The organism is Campylobacter sp. CFSAN093224, from assembly GCF_012897395.1.
Classification (GTDB): domain Bacteria; phylum Campylobacterota; class Campylobacteria; order Campylobacterales; family Campylobacteraceae; genus Campylobacter_D; species Campylobacter_D jejuni.
The window spans coordinates 535,306-552,113 of sequence record NZ_CP040607.1 but is presented as its reverse complement, the minus strand read 5'-3'; the positions used below and the strand labels follow the sequence as shown (position 1 = coordinate 552,113).

General features: G+C 30.2%; 20 protein-coding genes. 6 read left to right on the top strand and 14 right to left on the bottom strand.

Going from position 1 to position 16,808, the window contains the following annotated elements; translation table 11 throughout:
- The first annotated feature begins 28 nt into the window (after positions 1-28).
- Both FBF11_RS02930 and FBF11_RS02925 read left to right on the top strand, forming a co-directional pair.
- Complete coding sequence (locus FBF11_RS02930; protein WP_002868091.1) at positions 29-463, top strand: EexN family lipoprotein; 435 nt, start codon at positions 29-31, stop codon at positions 461-463.
- Entirely contained in the window at positions 460-681 is a 222-nt protein-coding gene (locus FBF11_RS02925; protein ID WP_002859102.1) for an EexN family lipoprotein, read from the top strand. The genes FBF11_RS02930 and FBF11_RS02925 overlap by 4 nt, the downstream gene beginning before the upstream one ends.
- On the opposite strand, the gene cmoA is transcribed toward FBF11_RS02925, so the two are convergent.
- The 10 genes from cmoA to FBF11_RS02875 are packed head-to-tail and all read right to left on the bottom strand — an operon-like array spanning position 671 to position 9,835.
- A complete protein-coding gene (gene cmoA / locus FBF11_RS02920; protein ID WP_079744469.1) occupies positions 671-1,381 on the bottom strand; it encodes a carboxy-S-adenosyl-L-methionine synthase CmoA in 711 nt (236 codons plus the stop codon). The genes FBF11_RS02925 and cmoA overlap by 11 nt on opposite strands.
- Positions 1,368-2,222 carry a bifunctional riboflavin kinase/FAD synthetase gene (locus FBF11_RS02915; protein ID WP_002854793.1) on the bottom strand — a complete coding sequence of 285 codons (855 nt, stop codon included), beginning with the start codon at positions 2,220-2,222 and terminating at the stop codon, positions 1,368-1,370. Before FBF11_RS02915 ends, cmoA begins: the two co-directional genes overlap by 14 nt.
- On the bottom strand, positions 2,188-2,949 hold the full coding sequence (locus FBF11_RS02910; RefSeq protein ID WP_002854799.1) for a TlyA family RNA methyltransferase: 762 nt from the start codon (positions 2,947-2,949) through the stop codon (positions 2,188-2,190). Before FBF11_RS02910 ends, FBF11_RS02915 begins: the two co-directional genes overlap by 35 nt.
- Positions 2,946-3,950, bottom strand: a complete 1,005-nt coding sequence (locus FBF11_RS02905; protein WP_079254730.1) for a hypothetical protein — start codon at positions 3,948-3,950, stop codon at positions 2,946-2,948. The genes FBF11_RS02910 and FBF11_RS02905 overlap by 4 nt, the downstream gene beginning before the upstream one ends.
- Positions 3,931-5,874, bottom strand: coding sequence for an NAD-dependent DNA ligase LigA (ligA, locus tag FBF11_RS02900; protein WP_002879838.1), 1,944 nt, complete (start codon positions 5,872-5,874; stop codon positions 3,931-3,933). The genes FBF11_RS02905 and ligA overlap by 20 nt, the downstream gene beginning before the upstream one ends.
- Positions 5,875-7,017 carry a dihydropteroate synthase gene (gene folP, locus FBF11_RS02895; RefSeq protein WP_168977451.1) on the bottom strand — a complete coding sequence of 381 codons (1,143 nt, stop codon included), beginning with the start codon at positions 7,015-7,017 and terminating at the stop codon, positions 5,875-5,877. It abuts the gene before it with no gap.
- 1 nt (position 7,018) lies between these two features.
- The gene (locus FBF11_RS02890) at positions 7,019-7,618 is read right to left on the bottom strand and encodes a DNA polymerase III subunit delta' (protein WP_002852167.1); all 600 of its coding nucleotides are present in this window, start codon (positions 7,616-7,618) and stop codon (positions 7,019-7,021) included.
- Between the two features lie 5 nt (positions 7,619-7,623).
- The gene (locus FBF11_RS02885; RefSeq protein WP_002852154.1) at positions 7,624-8,160 is read right to left on the bottom strand and encodes a HobA family DNA replication regulator; all 537 of its coding nucleotides are present in this window, start codon (positions 8,158-8,160) and stop codon (positions 7,624-7,626) included.
- Positions 8,161-9,363 (bottom strand): aspartate kinase, encoded by a 1,203-nt coding sequence (locus FBF11_RS02880; protein WP_052799281.1) that lies wholly within the window; start codon positions 9,361-9,363, stop codon positions 8,161-8,163. It lies immediately after the preceding gene.
- 1 nt (position 9,364) lies between these two features.
- The gene (locus FBF11_RS02875) at positions 9,365-9,835 is read right to left on the bottom strand and encodes an RNA pyrophosphohydrolase (protein WP_032581179.1); all 471 of its coding nucleotides are present in this window, start codon (positions 9,833-9,835) and stop codon (positions 9,365-9,367) included.
- 100 nt (positions 9,836-9,935) lie between these two features.
- On the opposite strand from FBF11_RS02875, the gene hemW reads away from it, so the two are divergent.
- From hemW to queA, 4 genes are read left to right on the top strand one after another with little or no spacing between them, the layout of a single operon-like run.
- Positions 9,936-11,003 carry a radical SAM family heme chaperone HemW gene (hemW, locus tag FBF11_RS02870; protein WP_002873383.1) on the top strand — a complete coding sequence of 356 codons (1,068 nt, stop codon included), beginning with the start codon at positions 9,936-9,938 and terminating at the stop codon, positions 11,001-11,003.
- Positions 11,004-11,060: 57 nt separating this feature from the next.
- Positions 11,061-11,477 carry a Sec-independent protein translocase protein TatB gene (gene tatB, locus FBF11_RS02865; protein ID WP_002852097.1) on the top strand — a complete coding sequence of 139 codons (417 nt, stop codon included), beginning with the start codon at positions 11,061-11,063 and terminating at the stop codon, positions 11,475-11,477.
- Positions 11,470-12,207, top strand: a complete 738-nt coding sequence (gene tatC, locus FBF11_RS02860; RefSeq protein ID WP_002859093.1) for a twin-arginine translocase subunit TatC — start codon at positions 11,470-11,472, stop codon at positions 12,205-12,207. The genes tatB and tatC overlap by 8 nt, the downstream gene beginning before the upstream one ends.
- Positions 12,200-13,228 (top strand): tRNA preQ1(34) S-adenosylmethionine ribosyltransferase-isomerase QueA, encoded by a 1,029-nt coding sequence (gene queA, locus FBF11_RS02855; protein WP_002867696.1) that lies wholly within the window; start codon positions 12,200-12,202, stop codon positions 13,226-13,228. Before tatC ends, queA begins: the two co-directional genes overlap by 8 nt.
- Here the strand turns inward: queA and lpxD are convergent.
- Genes lpxD through FBF11_RS02835 form a run of 4 tightly spaced genes read right to left on the bottom strand, consistent with a single transcriptional unit; the run spans position 13,217 to position 16,801 of the window.
- Positions 13,217-14,182: a UDP-3-O-(3-hydroxymyristoyl)glucosamine N-acyltransferase gene (gene lpxD, locus FBF11_RS02850; protein ID WP_052799939.1), complete on the bottom strand. Its 966-nt coding sequence runs from the start codon at positions 14,180-14,182 to the stop codon at positions 13,217-13,219. The two genes, queA and lpxD, sit on opposite strands and share 12 nt — an antisense overlap.
- The gene (gene ilvN, locus FBF11_RS02845; RefSeq protein WP_002852211.1) at positions 14,179-14,643 is read right to left on the bottom strand and encodes an acetolactate synthase small subunit; all 465 of its coding nucleotides are present in this window, start codon (positions 14,641-14,643) and stop codon (positions 14,179-14,181) included. Before ilvN ends, lpxD begins: the two co-directional genes overlap by 4 nt.
- Entirely contained in the window at positions 14,640-16,340 is a 1,701-nt protein-coding gene (locus FBF11_RS02840; RefSeq protein WP_002867695.1) for an acetolactate synthase large subunit, read from the bottom strand. The genes ilvN and FBF11_RS02840 overlap by 4 nt, the downstream gene beginning before the upstream one ends.
- 17 nt (positions 16,341-16,357) lie before the next feature.
- Complete coding sequence (locus FBF11_RS02835) at positions 16,358-16,801, bottom strand: GatB/YqeY domain-containing protein (RefSeq protein WP_002852081.1); 444 nt, start codon at positions 16,799-16,801, stop codon at positions 16,358-16,360.
- Positions 16,802-16,808: the final 7 nt, after the last annotated feature.

The window sequence follows — 16,808 nt, the reverse complement described above, 5'->3', positions numbered from 1 at the left end:
GATATTAAAAATTTTAGGAGATTGATAAATGCGAAGACTAAGTATTTTACTTGCAATTTTAATAGTTATTAATATAACAGCTTGTGATAGTAAAACAGAAAATTACTACAAAAATCTTCCTAGCGAAGCAAAAGAAAAAGTGAAAGAATGCAAAGAAAGCGGAACTCTTAGCGAAGATTGTATTAATGCATTAAAAGTTGGTGTTAAACCAACAAATGAAGAGGGTAAATACAGTCCAAACACACCGAAAAAATCTGATAATCAAATATTAGAAGCTTTAAAACAAAATGATTTAAAAAAAGAAAAAACCACAAAAGATATTAACCAAAGTTCAGAAAATAATGAAAGTATTATAATACCACCTATAGCAGAAACACCTTCTGAAATTTATCCTTCCAAAACAACAGAAAACAATCAAAGTTCTATCTTTAGCGATGATGTTAATATGACACAGGAAAAATGACCATGAAAATAACTCTTTTTTTAAGCCTTATTGGTATATTTTTTGCAGCATGCGAACAAACCAAAAGTGTAGAATATTATCAAAATCACCCCGAGGAAGCAAAAAAAAGAAGTTTAGAATGCAGACACAAAGCTATCATTAGTCAAGATTGTGTTAATGCATATAAGATAGGTTTTCCAAAAGATGAATGGGAAGATGAAAATATTTCTAATCCTTAAAAGCTATGAAAGTTTCAAAATTTGCCCATTTAAAAATACTTTCTATTTTCTTAAAACCTGCCTTTTCTAGCATGTTTAAATTTTCTTTTTGACTATAAGGAATTAAAACATTTTCTAAAGCCTCTCTTTTAGCTGCAATTTCAAATTTAGAATAACCTTGTTTTTCTTTATAATCTGCATAAAGTTCTATGATATTTTTAGACAAAAAAGCATCTTCATAAAGGATTTTTTCACTCATAATCAAAATGCCTTTAGAGTTTAAATTTTTATAAATTTTATCAAGCAATTCTTGTCTTTTAGGAGGGCGAATAAACTGCATGGTATAATTTGCTACAAAAACATCGCAAGTAAAAAAATCAAATTCACATAAATTAGCTTCAAAAAAACTTATATCAAGTCCATAAGCTTTAGCTTTTGACTTTGCAACTTCAAGCATAGAAGCAGAATTATCCACGCCAAAAAGTTTAAAATCCTTTCTTAGATTTGCCAAAAAAATCAAAAAATTAGCACTTGAGCAGCCCAAATCACAAACACTTGCATTTGTAGGTAAAATTTTAGCCAATAAATTGCCACAAAGTTCTAAATTTTCTCCATAAAATGGCACAGAACGATTGATCATATCGTCAAAAACACTAGCCACGCTTTTATCAAATTCAAATTGTTTTTTAGGGCTTTGTTTAAAAAGTTCATCTTTCATCATTTTTCCTTAATAATTCTCTAGCCTGTTCTATATCTTTAGTAATTTGATTTTTAAGTTTTTTTAGATCTTGAAATTTTTGATTCTCTCTTAGAAAAGATATAAACTCGAGTTCAAAAAACTCTCCTTGCGTGAAATTTTCACCCAATTCTTCTAAAATATGACTTTCTATAGCAAAATTTTCATCGCTTGATCTTACACCTAAAAAACTCACACTTTTATAAGTTTTTCTTTGACTTTTTAACAAAGTAGCGTAAACACCATTTTGAGGCAAAAAATAACCTTCGCAATCTAAATTTATAGTTGCAAAAAGTTCTTTAGAACCTAAGCCTTGTCCTTTAATTACCTTTCCTTTGATGCTATAATTTCTCCCTAAAAATTCTTTTGCTTTTTGCAAATTTGCTCTTGATAAAAAATCCTTAATTAAACTTGCATGAACACCTATTCCACCTATGCTAAATTCATCAACTATTATAGTTTTTATCCCACTTAAAAACTCAATATCTTTAGCACTATAAGCCCTATTTTTCCCAAAAGAAAAATCATAACCCACGACTATAAATTTTAAACTGGTAAATTCTTTTTTCAAAAAGCTTAAAAAATCTTTACCATCTAAAGATTTTATACTTTCAAAATCCACTTCTATAACTTTTTTTCCTGAAATTTCTTCTTTTTGACGATTTGAACAAAGAAATTGACCTTTAAATTTATTAATAACTAGCAAAGCCCCATTCTCATCTAAATATTTTACAAGTTTTAGATGTCCTAAATGCATACCATCAAAACAACCTATGGCTAAAGAAGTAATATTAATTTTTGATATAGTAGTAAAAATATTCAACATTACCTTCCTTTCCTTTAATGCTTGATTTTTGCGTATTTTTTAAAAGCCAACCTAACTTAGCACATTCTTTTTCAAAATCCATTCTTGCTTTTAAGATTGCCTTGTCATCTTTTAAAACACCTTTTTTATCTCTTTTGATATTTTTTCCCACTTCAAACTGAGGTTTAAAAAGTAAAATAATTTCCTTTAAAGCTAAATTATCGACATAATAAAGTAAATTAATAAGAGAAATAAAACTCACATCACAAGTAACAAGTTCAAATTTTTCTTCACTTTTAAAGGCTCTAAGATCTGTATTTTCATGCAAGATAATTTTTTCATTTGCTCTTAAACTTGGATGGAGTTGATTACTACCCACATCAAGAGCAGTGATTTTTAAAGCCTGATTTTCAAGTAAAATTTGAACAAAACCGCCCGTACTAGATCCTATATCAAGACAATTTTTATGTTTTATTTCAATATCATTTTCTTCTAAAAATTTTTTTAATTTCAAAGCTGCTCTTGAAACATAAATTTCACTTAAAAGATCCAATTTTAACTCATTGGCTAAAAGTATATCTTCAGGATTTAAATCTTGAGTTTTTTTTAAATTTTCTAAAAAATTTTTCACATCAAAAGAAGCTTTAAAACTTTTACCATTAAGTAAAATCTCTTCATTTTCTATAAGCTCTAAGGCTTTATTTCTACTGATATTTAAACGCTTTGAAACAAAAAAATCAAATCTCATTTTAAACTCTCATTTATTCTTTTTTCTAAGTCTTCTTTTTCTTTAGAAAACCACCAAATACCTATTTCAAAAGCATTTTTTTTAAAAATTTCTCTAAGATCTTTAAGATCTTTTTCAAAAAGATCTTTTTCTTTTTGAATTAAACTTAAGTTATTATCTTTTAAAAAATTAAAATTATTCATCCATAAAAGTATTTGCTCTTGTTCGGATTTTAAGACATTATTTCTTTGCTCTTTTAAAAAATAATTTCCTAAAACCATGATAAAACATAAAAATAAAACAATTATTTTTATCTTTATTTTCAAAACAAAATTAAAAACAAAAGCCAAAAGAGAACAAAACATAAAAAAATTAAAAAAATCAAAAATAAAATTTAAAGCCCTAAACCCCAAATATCCAAAATAAGAAAAAATAAAAAATTTTAAATTTGAAACAAAATGTAAAAATTCAGATAAAAAATCAAAATAAACAAAAGAAGCACTCTTATAGGCAATGATTTTCCTAGAAAAAAGTTCTAAATTTAAAAGTTCATTGTAAGTAAAAAAAAGCCCATAAAATGCATAAAATAAAGCAGTAAAAAAACTAGCGATAACAACTATTCTAAAATCATTATAAGCATTATCTACAAATTGCAAATGCAATTCTTTTTTTAAAAATATCATCAATAAAGGTAAAATTATAAATATAAAAACAAAATCAATTTTTTCAAGATTTAAAAAATTTAAAAATAAAGAAACAAGTCCAAAAATCGCCAAAAAAAAGCTAAAAATATAAAGATAAAAATCCCCCATACTAATACGATAAAACAAACTTCCCTTAATCAAAGTAGCTTCTTTTATAATATTTTTTCTAAGCTTTAAAAATAAAAAGAATTCCCAAAAAAGTGTTAAAAAAATAGGAATTAAAAAAAATAAAGAAAAAGCACTCCTTTGCCAAGTTAGCAAAAAGCCAAAAAGGCTTAAAAGCGTTAAAATATAAGAACTATTCTTTAACAAGCTCATTAAAAGCACTTTCATTTATACATTTTACTTCAAGCTCTTTAGCCTTGCTAAGTTTAGAACCTGCCTCTTCTCCAAAAAGCACATAGTCAGTCTTTTTAGAAACAGAGCCGCTTACCTTACCCCCAAGCTTTTCTATCAAAGCCTTAAACTCATCTCTTGGACGTGAAAGAGTACCTGTAATCACAAAAGTTTTACCAAAAATCATACTATCACTTTTGATTTCAAGTTTTTCTATTTTCAAATTTAAAAGCTTGTAAAACTCATCAATTCTTGTGCGATTAACACGCGTAAATTCGCAAAGACTTAAAGCCATTTGCTCTCCAAAACCTTCTAAATTGGCATAAGCTTCAAAGCTTTGCTTGTACCACTCTTTACCAAAACTTAAACTTAATTTTTTAGCCGCAACCTCGCCAATATGCTCTATTCCTAAAGCTGTGATAAAACGAAAAAGCTCACATTCTCTTGCTTGTTCTATGGCATTTAAAAGATTGTTAATTTTCTTTTCTTTAAAGCCTTCCAAACCTTCAAAATCATTAAATTTTAAATGAAAAATACTCTCAAGCGTAGTGATTTTTTTGTGCTTGTATAAAAGTTCTACTATATTTTCTCCCAGTCCGTCGATATTAAGACATTTTTTAGAAACAAAATGAATGATAGAATTTACAAGTCTATCTTCACAATCTATATTTTGACATTTTATTAAAGTTCCTTCATCCAAAAGCTCACTTTGGCAAGTAGGACAAAGCTTAGGGCGTGAAATTTCCATCTCTAAACCTTCTCTACGCTCTTTAAAAACCTTAGTGATTTTAGGGATAACATCGCCACTTCTTATCACGCTTACAAAATCATTGATTTTAACATCAAGTCTTGCAATTTCATCAAAATTATGAAGGGTGGCTGATTTTACTACAACCCCATCTAAATTTACAGGTTCTAAAACTGCCACAGGAGTGATCACTCCACTTCTTCCTACTTGTAAATTTACCCCTATTAAACGCGTGGTTTTTTCAAGCGCAGGAAATTTAAAAGCTGCCATAAATTTTGGAAATTTTACCGTATAGCCTAATTCTTCACAAAGTGCAAGATCATCAACTCTTACCACCATTCCATCCATCATCATAGGTTTTTTTTCTCTTAGAGCTAAAAGCTCATCATAAGCTTTTAAAACTTCGTCTAAATTAGCGCAAAGTCTTACAAAATCATCCTTTAAAAAACCAAGCTCTCTGATAAATTGCATCACCTCGCTGTGTTTGGTGAAATTTAAGGTATTTTCCCCTACTCCCCAAGGATAAAATTTCAAATTTCTTTCTTTAGTGATGCTTGTATCAAGCTGCCTTAAACTCCCACTTGCAGCATTGCGTGGATTGGCAAATAAACTTTGATTTAAAAGGGCTCTTTTTTCGTTGATTTTCTCAAAATCATCTTTTAAAATCACCACTTCTCCACGAATTTCTATCCTTTCTTTATAGGCTATATTTTTAGGTATATTTTCTATCTCAAAAACATTAAGCGTTATATCCTCACCCACTTCGCCATCGCCCCTAGTGGCGCCGCTTACTAATTTACCATTTTCATAAAGCAAATTTAAACTCGCTCCATCAAATTTAGGCTCTATAAAAAAGTTTTTTTCACATTTTGCGCGTTTTGCCCAAGCTCTAAGCTCACTCTCATCAAACACATCTTCCATCGACCACATACGCTTTAAATGAGCTATTTTTTTAAACTCACTTTGTATAGTAGGAGCTATTTTTTGCGTTGGAGAGTCTTTTGAAATTTCATCTTTATTTTGTTCTTCAAAAACTCTTAATTCTCTGATTAAAGCATCGTATTCTTCATCGCTAGCCAAGGGTTCATCTTTTTCATAATATGCCCTCATCCACAAATTAGCTAAAGCAACTTTTTCTAAATACTCTTCTTTTTTCATCTAAACTCCTATATTATCCATTGCCTGCGCTAAAGCAAAAAGTTGTTTATGCTCATATAAATCATGCACTCTTATAATACTAGCACCATTTTCAAAAGCCTTTAAATGCAAATATAAAGTTCCCGCTAAACGATCTTTAATCTCGCTTTGAAAATACGCATTAATCACACTTTTACGACTCGCACCTATAAGTAAAGGTTTATTAAATTGCAAAAAATGTTCTAAGTGTTTGATTAAAATCATATTATGCCCCGCACTCTTTCCAAAACCAATACCTACATCTAAAATACTTTCTTTTACTCCAAAACTTTCTAAAAGCTCAAGTTTTTCTTTAAAAAACAAAGTCATCTCATCAAGCAAATCTTCATAAAAAGGATTATCTTGCATGTTATTTGGATTGTTTTGCATGTGCATTAAGCAATATTTTGCCCCATATTTACTTGCAAGTTTGGCTAGATTAAGATTTCTTAAACTTGTAATATCATTAATGAGTTTAAAACCCTTATTTAAAGCATATTCTAGACAATATTCATCAAAACTATCTAAACTAAAAATTGCTTGTTCGTAATAATTTTTCTCATAAATTAAGTCAAGTACTTTTTTCAGTCTTTTAAATTCCTCTTCCTTGCCACAATACTCACTCCTAGGTCTTGAACTTACCGCACCTATATCGATATATTCAGGCTTTAAAGCAAGAAAGTCATTAAGCCTTTTTTCAAAGTCTTCTTCACTCACACGACTTTTTGCATTAAAACTGTCTTCATTGACATTAATCACTGCCATAAGCTCGGCTTTTTTCGGTTTTAAAAAATCTTTTTGCAAAAAAAGAACCAAATTTTTAAGTCCAAAATCTTGAAGTTTTTCTTTGACAACAAGCTTTTGAATTTGCTCTTTACTTGCCATTAAAAGCGCATTTGAATGAGTGATTTTTGCAGTAATTACTTCTTTATGAGTAATAAGTTCAGCTCCTACTCTTAAAGCATCTTGTTTTAAAATATTTGCCGCAGGAGTAGAAATATCTTTGATAAAAATAAAATGAATTTTTGTTTTTTCACTCATGATCTTTTGTCCCATTTTATGAGGGTTTATGAAAGAACAAAGCAAATTAAAATCGGTGTTTGGATTGATTTTAAAAAATTTCATTTTATTTCTTTGTATAGTAATTTAATAAAAGAGTAGCTAAAAGCACCCCGCTTTTAGAATTTAATTTTGCAAGCTCATAACTTTCATAAAAAAACTCTAATTCTTCAGCGTTAAAATCTTTATATTTCACACATTCTTTAGCAAGCAATGCGATTTGATCCATAAGTTCATTTTTATCCAAATTTTCATTTTTTTGCAAAAAATCAAAAAGCATTCTTAAATCCATTCTTTTAAGATCTAAATCAAGTTTTTTAACTTCCTTTTCAACTTTTCTTTTTTCACAAATAAGACGTGATTTTATAGTAGGTAAAAGTAAATTTTTAGAAGGTATCACAATAAGAAATTTAATATTTTTTGGAGGTTCTTCAAGGAGTTTAAGTAAAAAATTTTGCGCTTCTATCCTATAAGAATCCGCCATTAAAACAATAATTTTTTCTTCAGTTTCTGCGATATAGCTTTCTTTTTCAACCGCTCTTGCATCATCAAGTAAAAATTCATTTTGTGGTATAAAAAATCTTAATTTTTTAATACCAAAATTATTAATCATTTCTTCCTTAATACCTAAAAAATCTTCACTGATAATAATCTTACTAATAAACAAAATATTTATCCTAATTGCACCTTGGAAAATAATATTGCATCCAAACTTACATCAAAAAGTTGATATAAACTAATAAGCTTGATATCCAAGTCTTTATCTTTAGAATTTAAATAAAAACTATCTTGTAACTGCTCATCAAAAAGCCACAATAAACTATCATCTCTTGATTTAGCGATTAAAGATTTATTATCAGAAGCACTTCCTATATAAAAATATACATAACCATTAGGAAAAGAAATGTCAAGCAAGTCATTAAGTAAAGCTATATCTTCTGAACTTTGTACTTTCTTCTTACATAAAGAATTTAACGACACAAAAGGGAGCATGGGACGAGTGGCTTTTGAATTTATATTTTTTAAAAAATACTCTTCATACCAAGATCTTTGTTCATCGCACATTAAGACAAAAGTGCGTCCCTCTAAAAGATATTTAAGTCTTGCAGCCATCAAAGGAGCCCATTCTAAACGACGCGACTCTAACCATGCCATAAAAGCTCCGCCATTGCGAATATTTTCAAGAGTAAAACTTAAAAAATCACTCATTTATTTATCAAGTCCGTAGCACTCATGTAGTGCTCTAACTGCAAGTTCTCCGTATTTTTCATGAACTATCATTGAAATTTTTATTTCACTAGTAGAAATCATACCGATATTAATCCCCTCATCAGCTAAAGCTTTAAAAGCTTTACTTGCCACTCCTGAATGTGATTTCATGCCTACGCCGACTATAGAAACTTTTACTACAGCACTATCACTTTCTATAGTTGTTTTTGAGCTTAAAATTTTTTGCATAGCATTTTTAGCTAATTCAAGTTCATTTTGAGGAACCGTAAAACCCAAATTTGTAGCGCCATCAACTCCAACATTTTGTATAATCATATCTACATTAATATTTTCATTTGCCAAAACAGAAAAAATTTCAGCTGCGATTCCAGGCTTATCTTCTATATTTCTTAAAGTCACTCTTGCTTGATTTTTATCCAAAGCAATACCACTTACTAAAGCTTGTTCCATTCCATCTTCCTTTGTTATCATTGTTCCTTCGTTATTGTTAAAACTACTTCTAGTTACTAAGTTAACATTTAATTTTTTTGCAAGCTCTACAGAGCGATTTTGCAAAACTTTTGCACCCAAACTTGCAAGTTCAAGCATTTCTTCATAAGAAATTTTATCCAATTTCTTTGCCTTTGGTTCAATTCTTGGATCTGTTGTATAAACCCCATCAACATCGGTATAAATTTCACACAAATCCGCATTTAAGGCACCTGCCACCGCCACAGCACTTAAGTCGCTTCCACCACGCCCTAAGGTAGTTACATTACCTTCCTCATCTACACCTTGAAAACCTGCTATAACAACTATTTTACCATTTTGAAGTTCTGATTTTATCGCTTTTGTATCAATATGATGAATTCTTGCCTTTGTAAAAACACTATCTGTAATAATTCCTGCTTTTCTCCCAGAAAACGATATAGCGGGACAACCCTTTTCATTTAAAGCGATAGAAAGTAAAGCGCTTGTTACACGCTCTCCGCTGCTTAAAAGCATATCCATATCTTTACCATTAGGAGTTTTACTAAAATATTCAGCTTGCTCGATAAGAGTATTTGTCACCCCACTCATTGCAGATACTACAACAACAAGTTGATTACCCTGTTGCACACTTTGGATAACCCTATTGGCTACTGCTTCGATACGCTCAAGTGTTCCAACGCTTGTTCCACCATATTTTTGAACTATAAGCATTTTAGATATAACCTTTCTCTTCAAAATATTTGATCACTCTAACATAAATATTTTTTTTGAAATGATTAATCATTTCAAAAATTTGTTTAACACTCACAAATTGATAATCATCAAATTCAGGATGCTTAGTATTGATATTGATTGTAGCACCGTGCTTTAAACGCACTAAAAAATATTTTTGAATCTGCCCATCATAAGGATACATTTTTTTAACAATTTTACTCGGAAAATCATAACTCAACCATTCTGGATACTCAGCAATGATTTCAACCTCATCAGTGCCTATTTCTTCTTTTAGTTCTCTAAATAAAGCGTTTTTGACACTTTCACCTTTATCAATACCTCCTTGTGGAAATTGCCAAATATTATCCATATCACTTCTTTTAGCTATAAAAATCTTACACTCAAAAGGATAAGAACTTGATAAAACAATAGCTGCAACATTTGGTCTATAATTTTTCTCGTTTTCCACAATATTTTTCCTTAAATCTCAAGAATATAATTTTAACCTAAATCAAATCAAATTTTTATTAAAATACATTAAAAATTTAATAAAATATTTTAGGGTTTTTATGCATTTTTATATCCATATTCCATTTTGTGAAAGCAAATGTAATTATTGCGCTTTTACAAGTTTGAAAAAAAATGATTATGAAAAAGCTTATTTTCAGGCTTTAAAAGAAGATATTGTTTTTCAATTAAAACAATTTAACATTCAATCAAATCAAATTAAAACCTTATTCATAGGCGGAGGAACACCAAGTTGTGTTAATGCGTATAATTATGAAGATATTTTTAAAATTTTATATCCCTTACTAGATAAAAATGTAGAAATTTCATGCGAAGCTAATCCCAACTCAGCAACATTAAATTGGCTTAAAAATATGAAAAATCTAGGAGTTAATCGCATTTCTTTTGGAGTTCAAAGTTTTCATCCTAAAAAACTTCACTTTCTTGGAAGAATTCACAATCAAGAAATGATTATCAAAACATTAGAAAACGCAAATAAAGTAGGTTTTAAAAATATCAATTTAGATCTTATTTATGATACGAAATTAGACAATAAAAAAATGCTTGAATTTGAACTCTTACACTTAAAACAAATCAAGGATTTAATCACACACCTTAGTGCTTATAATTTAACCATAGAATCAAACACAGCCTTTGCTAAAAAAGAACATTTCAAAAAAAATGCTCCTAATTTAATGAAATTTTTCATCAAACAACTTCTAGAGCTTGACTTTTTTCAATATGAAATCAGTAATTTTTCAAAAACCAAAGCCCAAATTTGCAAACATAATCTTGCTTATTGGCAAGGAAAAAACTACCTAGCTTGTGGATTAAGTGCAGTAGGATTTTATGAAAATAAGCGTTTTTATACAGCAAAAAATTTAAAAAATTACATAGAAAATCCTACTTTTAGATCTATAGAGCAACTAAGTTCCAAAGACTTGAATTTAGAGCACCTATTTTTAGGACTTAGAAGTATAGTAGGGATTGATGAAACAAAACTCAATCAATGGCAAAAAGACAAAATAAATATATTATTAAAAGAAAAAAAACTTTTTTACAAAAATAAAAGATATTTTAATCCTAATTTTCTCATTAGCGATGAACTTGCTTTATATCTCTCATCTTAAATTTAAGTTTTTTAAGTAAAATATTTATTAAAATATCAAATCAAAGAGTAATGATTAATGAGTTTTGGTGAAATTATAGTTATTTTAGTTGTAGCGATTTTAGTCTTAGGACCTGATAAACTTCCAGAAGCTATAGTACAAATAGCAAAAATTCTAAAGGCTGTAAAACGCAACATAGATGATGCAAAATCAAGCATAGAAAAAGAAATACGCATCAATGACTTAAAAGAAGAAGCTAAGAAATACAAAGATGAATTTTCAAGCACTAATGAAAATATACGCAAAAAACTCAGCTTTGAAGAATTTGATGACCTTAAGAGAGATATTTTAGATAAAACAAAGGTAGATTTAACCTTTGATAGCAGAGATGATAAAGTAAAAAATAACCTTAGCGGACAAAATTTAAATACAGAAGAAAAACCAAATCTTAGCAAATTAGAAACACAAGATAAAAACGGAAAAATAAATGTTTGAAGAATTAAGACCTCATTTAATAGAACTTAGAAAACGCCTTTTTATAAGCGTTGCTTGCATTGTAGTTATGTTTATTGTATGTTTTGCTCTACGAAGCTATATCTTAGATATTCTAAAAGCTCCACTTATAGCTGTTTTACCCGAAGTAGCCAAACATGTAAATATAATTGAAGTACAAGAAGCCTTATTTACCGCAATGAAGGTTAGTTTTTTTGCAGCCTTTATCTTTTCTCTACCTGTAATTTTTTGGCAATTTTGGAAATTTGTAGCTCCAGGACTTTATGATAATGAAAAACGCCTTGTGGTGCCTTTTGTTAGCTTTGCAAGCATTATGTTTGCCTTGGGGGCTTGTTTTTGCTATTTTGTTGTAGTGCCTTTGGCTTTTAAATTTTTGATTAATTTTGGTTTAAATGAAGATTTTAATCCTGTAATTACCATAGGAACTTATGTAGATTTTTTTACAAAAGTTGTTGTGGCTTTTGGCTTAGCTTTTGAAATGCCTGTAATTGCCTTTTTCTTTGCTAAAGTCGGACTTATAGATGATAGTTTTTTAAAACGCCATTTTCGCATAGCTGTTTTAGTTATTTTTGTTTTTTCAGCCTTTATGACTCCACCTGATGTTTTATCTCAATTTTTAATGGCAGGACCACTTTGCGGACTTTATGGACTTTCTATTTTAATTGTTCAAAAGGTAAATCCTGTCCCAAAAGATAAAGAAAGTAATGAATAAAGACTTACTTCTTTCAAGCTATGATTACACTCTAGCTAATGAACTCATAGCCAACTATCCTACAAATCCAAAAGAAGATGCTAGGCTTTTGGTTTTTGATCGCAAAAACAAAGAAATTTTTCACACTACTTTTAAAAATTTACACGACTTTTTACCCAACTGCGCGATTTTTTTCAATGATACCAAAGTTATTAAAGCAAGAATTTATGGTAATAAAGCAAGCGGAGGAAAAATAGAACTTTTCTTACATCAACCTTTTTTAAATTCTCACAATCCACTTTTTCTAGCTCAAATTAAAGGGCGCGTTAAAAAAGATGAAATCTTATATTTTAAAGAGGATTTAAAAGCGCGCGTTGTAGAACTTTTAAATGATGGTCTTCGAAAAGTTCATTTTTTTCAAAATGATAAAACCTTAGACACCTCAAATCTTTACAACCTGCTTGACAAGATAGGACATATACCCTTGCCTCCTTATATTAAAAGGGAGGATGAAAAAAGTGATTTGAAAGATTATCAAAGTATCTTTGCAAAAAATTTAGGCGCAGTGGCTGCTCCGACTGCAAGTTTACATTTTAGTGAGACTATGCTTGAAAATTTAAGAAAAAAACACGAAATTTATCATTTAACCTTGCATGTAGGAGCTGGAACCTTTAAAAGCGTGGAATGTGAAAATATACAAGAGCATAAAATGCATAGCGAATTTTTTAATATTCCGCAGCAAGCATGTGAAATTATAGATTCTAAACAAGCTATTTTAGGCGTAGGAACAACGGTAACAAGAACCATAGAATATTATACAAGAACTAAAACAAAAAATGGTTTTTGTGATCTTTTTTTACACCCGCAAAATCCACCTATAAGACAAAATCATCTTTTAACCAATTTTCATTTACCAAAATCTACTCTTATCATGCTAGTTTCAGCTTTTATCGGTAGAGAACAGTGTTTAAAACTTTATGAACTCGCCATAAAAGAAAAATATCGCTTTTACTCTTATGGCGATGCGATGCTAATCTTGTGATTTTTCTTTAAAATTTATTGCTATTTTAGCTTGAAGTTTTAGCCAATCTTTTTGAAGCATGATAGGAAAACCTCCATAAACACGCCCGCCTTCTAAATTTTTACTCACACCGCCTCTTGCAGCTATAGTGCTAAAATCGCCTATTTTTAAATGTCCACTCGTTGCACTTTGACCACCCATAATAACATTGCGTCCTAACTCACTTGAACCTGAAATTCCAGTTTGCGCCACAATGATACAATTTTGACCTATATTGCAATTATGTCCGATTTGAACTAGATTGTCTACCTTAGTACCTGCTTTGATAATAGTACTATCAAAAACTGCTCTATCTATAGTTGTACAAGCCCCCACTTCTACAAAATCTTCTAAAACCACGTTGCCATTATGATAAATTTTATAATGTTCGCCGTTTTTATTGTGCGCATAACCAAAACCGTCACTTCCTATTACACAATTAGCAAGCAGATGACATTTTTTACCGATTTTAGTATCATTATAAATCACTACATTAGGATGAATAATACTCTCATCACCAATGCTGACATTATCGCCTATATAAGCTCCTGCCATAATGATTACATTTTCACCGATATTTACATTATCACCTATATAAACACTAGGCATGATTCTTGCGCTTTTTGCGATATTTTGTACTTTTTCTTTAGCTGTGCTTATCAAAGGTTTAGCAAAAAGCTTGCTTAAAAAAGCAAAACTCAAATGTGGACTTTGAGTAATCAAAGCTTTAGTATCTTTAGGTACTAAATTTTCATATTCTTTAGATACTAAAATAGCAGCAGCTCCTGTGTGAGGTATATCTTTGGTATTTTTCTCACCATCACAATAAGTAAGCTCTGTAAAATTTGCTTTCAATAAAGAATTTAAAGCACTGATTTCTATATCCTCGCCTTTATATTCCAAGCTTAAAAATTCTGCTATTTCACTTAATTTCATTTAATCTCCATCAAAACAGATCCACTGCGAACTATATCACTAGGATTGTATTTTTTAATTGTTTTTAAAAAATTATCAATGCGATTTGCATCATCAGCAACCATTAAAAACAAAAAATTCTCATTGCTATTTGCAATAGTACCATTATAAGCTTTCAAAACGGCATCAAGTCCACCTAAATTTTCATTTAAAGGAATTTTCACCAAAGCCATTTCTTTGTCAATAAATTCTTCACTTTCTATCACTTTATAAGTAGGAATGAGCTTATGAAGTTGTTTAACTATCTGCTCAAAAGTTCTTTCATTTCCTGAAGTGACTATATTAATACGAGAAAATTCTTTATTTTCCAAAGGTGCTACTGTAAGCGAGTCAATATTATAACCTCTTCCTGAAAAAAGTCCTACTATACGAGATAAAACCCCATGCTCATTTAAAACAATTACCGATAAAACCCTTCTCATTGTCTATCCTTTGCCTTTGGTAAAATCATATTATAAATCGCACCTCCTGCAGGCACCATAGGTAAAACATCTTCAAAGCGATCAATTTTTACATTTAAAAGAGAGGTTTTATCACTTTTTAAAGCTTGGCTAAAAGCTTGAATGAATTCTTCTTTGCTTGAAATTTCATAACCTTCACAACCAAAACCTTGAGCAATTTTGATAAAATCAGGCTGAGTGCTTAAATCAGTTTGTGAAAAATGCTCTTTATAAAACATACTTTGCCATTGTCTTACCATACCTAAAAAGGCATTATTTAAAATAATATTTATAGTTTTTATACCATACTCATAAGCAGTCATAAGCTCTTGGATATTCATTAAAACCGATCCATCACCTACGAAATTAATCACCACTTCTTCACCCACGGCAAGCTTTGCACCCAAAGCAGCAGGTAAAGAATATCCCATAGTTCCTTGCCCTCCACTTGTTGCAAGTTGTCTTGGATAATTAAAAGGATAAAACTGTGCCACCCACATTTGATGCTGACCCACATCGGTAATAATCCTTGCATCTGGAGCCATTTTCGCACATTCTTCAATCACCCATTGCGGTTTTAAAATCTCATTGCTATCTTCATAAGAAAGCGGATAAAGTTCATTATAACGCTTTAAAGTTTCGTGCCATTCTTTAAAAGTTGTGTTGAAATTTTCCTTTTTAAGCTCTTCTAAAAGCTCTTTAAGAACTTCTTTAATATCTCCTACTATAGGATAATGCGCATTGATAATCTTTGAAATAGAACTAGGATCAATATCAACATGAACTATAGTCGCATGTTTAGCAAATTCACTTGTTTTTCCTGTAATCCTATCATCAAATCTCGCTCCTACACTCACAAGCAAATCACACTCACTTAAAGCCATATTAGCAGCATAGCTTCCATGCATACCTGCCATTTTAAGATTAAAAACATCATCACTTCTTAAAGTTCCAAGCGCCATCAAAGTTTCAACTGCTGGAATTTTTGTAAATTTTATAAGCTCTCTGATTTGCTCGCTTGCATTAGAACTGATGCAACCTCCACCTAAGTAAAACAAAGGTCTTTTTGCTTCTTTTAAAAGCTCTGCAAATTTTTTAATTTGCTTTGAGTTACCCTTATAAACGGGCTTATAAGTCTTCATGGAAATTTCTTTAGAGTATTCCCAAAGCCCCAAAGTTGCACTTACGTCTTTTGGCACATCTATATGCACAGGCCCAGGTCTACCACTTCTTGCTATATAAAAAGCCTCTTTTAAAATGCGTGGAAACTCTTCTATACAAGTAACTAAATAATTATGCTTTACACAAGGTCTTGAAATGCCTACTGCATCAATTTCTTGAAAAGCATCTGTACCAATAAGAGAATTTGCCACCTGCCCTGAAATCAACACCAAAGGGATAGAATCGCTATAAGCCGTAGCTAGACCTGTAATAGTATTTGTAAAACCTGGTCCGCTTGTAACTATAGCTACGCCCACTTCTCCGCTCATTCTTGCGTAAGCATCAGCAGCATGCAAAGCCGCTTGTTCATGACGCACTAAAATATGTTTAAAATACTTTTGATTGTAAATTTCATCATAAATATTAAGCGCAGCGCCTCCAGGATAACCAAAAACAATTTTAACATTTTCTTCTTTTAAAGCCTCGCAAATCATTGCCGAACCGCTTAACTCTTTCATAATAACACTCCAAAAAATTATTGTAAAAGCTCTTTAAGTGCTAAATTAAGTCTTTTGCCATCAACACTCGCACCTAATTTTATTTTAGCTTCTTTCATTACCAAACCTTGTTCTTTTAGTGAACTTACGCCCAATTCTTCTATAAGTTGTTTTAAGGCTAAAGTTAACTCCTCATCACTTAGTTGTTTAGGCAGATAAATTTCAAAAAGACTTATTTCATTTTGTTCTTTTTGTGCTAAATCTTCACGATTTGCCTTAAGATAAAGTTCGATTGCGTCTTTGCGTTTTTTGATTTCACTTGCAATGATTTTATAAATTCTTTCATTATCCAACTCTATTCTTTCATCCACTTCTATTTGCTTAAAAGCTGCATTTAGAGTTCTTAAACTATCTCTTTTAAAATCATCTTTTTGTTTCATTGCCTCTTTGATATCGTTTAAAATTTGTTCTTTTAAAGTCATTTTTTTC

Excerpts from the sequence above, each read along its gene's own strand:
- FBF11_RS02930 (WP_002868091.1), top strand. The coding sequence starts at position 29 with ATGCGAAGACTAAGTATTTTACTTGCAATTTTAATAGTTATTAATATA.
- FBF11_RS02925 (WP_002859102.1), top strand. The coding sequence starts at position 460 with ATGACCATGAAAATAACTCTTTTTTTAAGCCTTATTGGTATATTTTTT.
- cmoA (WP_079744469.1), bottom strand. The coding sequence starts at position 1,381 with ATGATGAAAGATGAACTTTTTAAACAAAGCCCTAAAAAACAATTTGAA.
- FBF11_RS02915 (WP_002854793.1), bottom strand. The coding sequence starts at position 2,222 with ATGTTGAATATTTTTACTACTATATCAAAAATTAATATTACTTCTTTA.
- FBF11_RS02910 (WP_002854799.1), bottom strand. The coding sequence starts at position 2,949 with ATGAGATTTGATTTTTTTGTTTCAAAGCGTTTAAATATCAGTAGAAAT.
- FBF11_RS02905 (WP_079254730.1), bottom strand. The coding sequence starts at position 3,950 with ATGAGCTTGTTAAAGAATAGTTCTTATATTTTAACGCTTTTAAGCCTT.
- ligA (WP_002879838.1), bottom strand. The coding sequence starts at position 5,874 with ATGAAAAAAGAAGAGTATTTAGAAAAAGTTGCTTTAGCTAATTTGTGG.
- folP (WP_168977451.1), bottom strand. The coding sequence starts at position 7,017 with ATGAAATTTTTTAAAATCAATCCAAACACCGATTTTAATTTGCTTTGT.
- FBF11_RS02885 (WP_002852154.1), bottom strand. The coding sequence starts at position 8,160 with ATGAGTGATTTTTTAAGTTTTACTCTTGAAAATATTCGCAATGGCGGA.
- FBF11_RS02880 (WP_052799281.1), bottom strand. The coding sequence starts at position 9,363 with ATGCTTATAGTTCAAAAATATGGTGGAACAAGCGTTGGAACACTTGAG.
- hemW (WP_002873383.1), top strand. The coding sequence starts at position 9,936 with ATGCATTTTTATATCCATATTCCATTTTGTGAAAGCAAATGTAATTAT.
- tatB (WP_002852097.1), top strand. The coding sequence starts at position 11,061 with ATGAGTTTTGGTGAAATTATAGTTATTTTAGTTGTAGCGATTTTAGTC.
- tatC (WP_002859093.1), top strand. The coding sequence starts at position 11,470 with ATGTTTGAAGAATTAAGACCTCATTTAATAGAACTTAGAAAACGCCTT.
- queA (WP_002867696.1), top strand. The coding sequence starts at position 12,200 with ATGAATAAAGACTTACTTCTTTCAAGCTATGATTACACTCTAGCTAAT.
- lpxD (WP_052799939.1), bottom strand. The coding sequence starts at position 14,182 with ATGAAATTAAGTGAAATAGCAGAATTTTTAAGCTTGGAATATAAAGGC.
- ilvN (WP_002852211.1), bottom strand. The coding sequence starts at position 14,643 with ATGAGAAGGGTTTTATCGGTAATTGTTTTAAATGAGCATGGGGTTTTA.
- FBF11_RS02840 (WP_002867695.1), bottom strand. The coding sequence starts at position 16,340 with ATGAAAGAGTTAAGCGGTTCGGCAATGATTTGCGAGGCTTTAAAAGAA.
- FBF11_RS02835 (WP_002852081.1), bottom strand. The coding sequence starts at position 16,801 with ATGACTTTAAAAGAACAAATTTTAAACGATATCAAAGAGGCAATGAAA.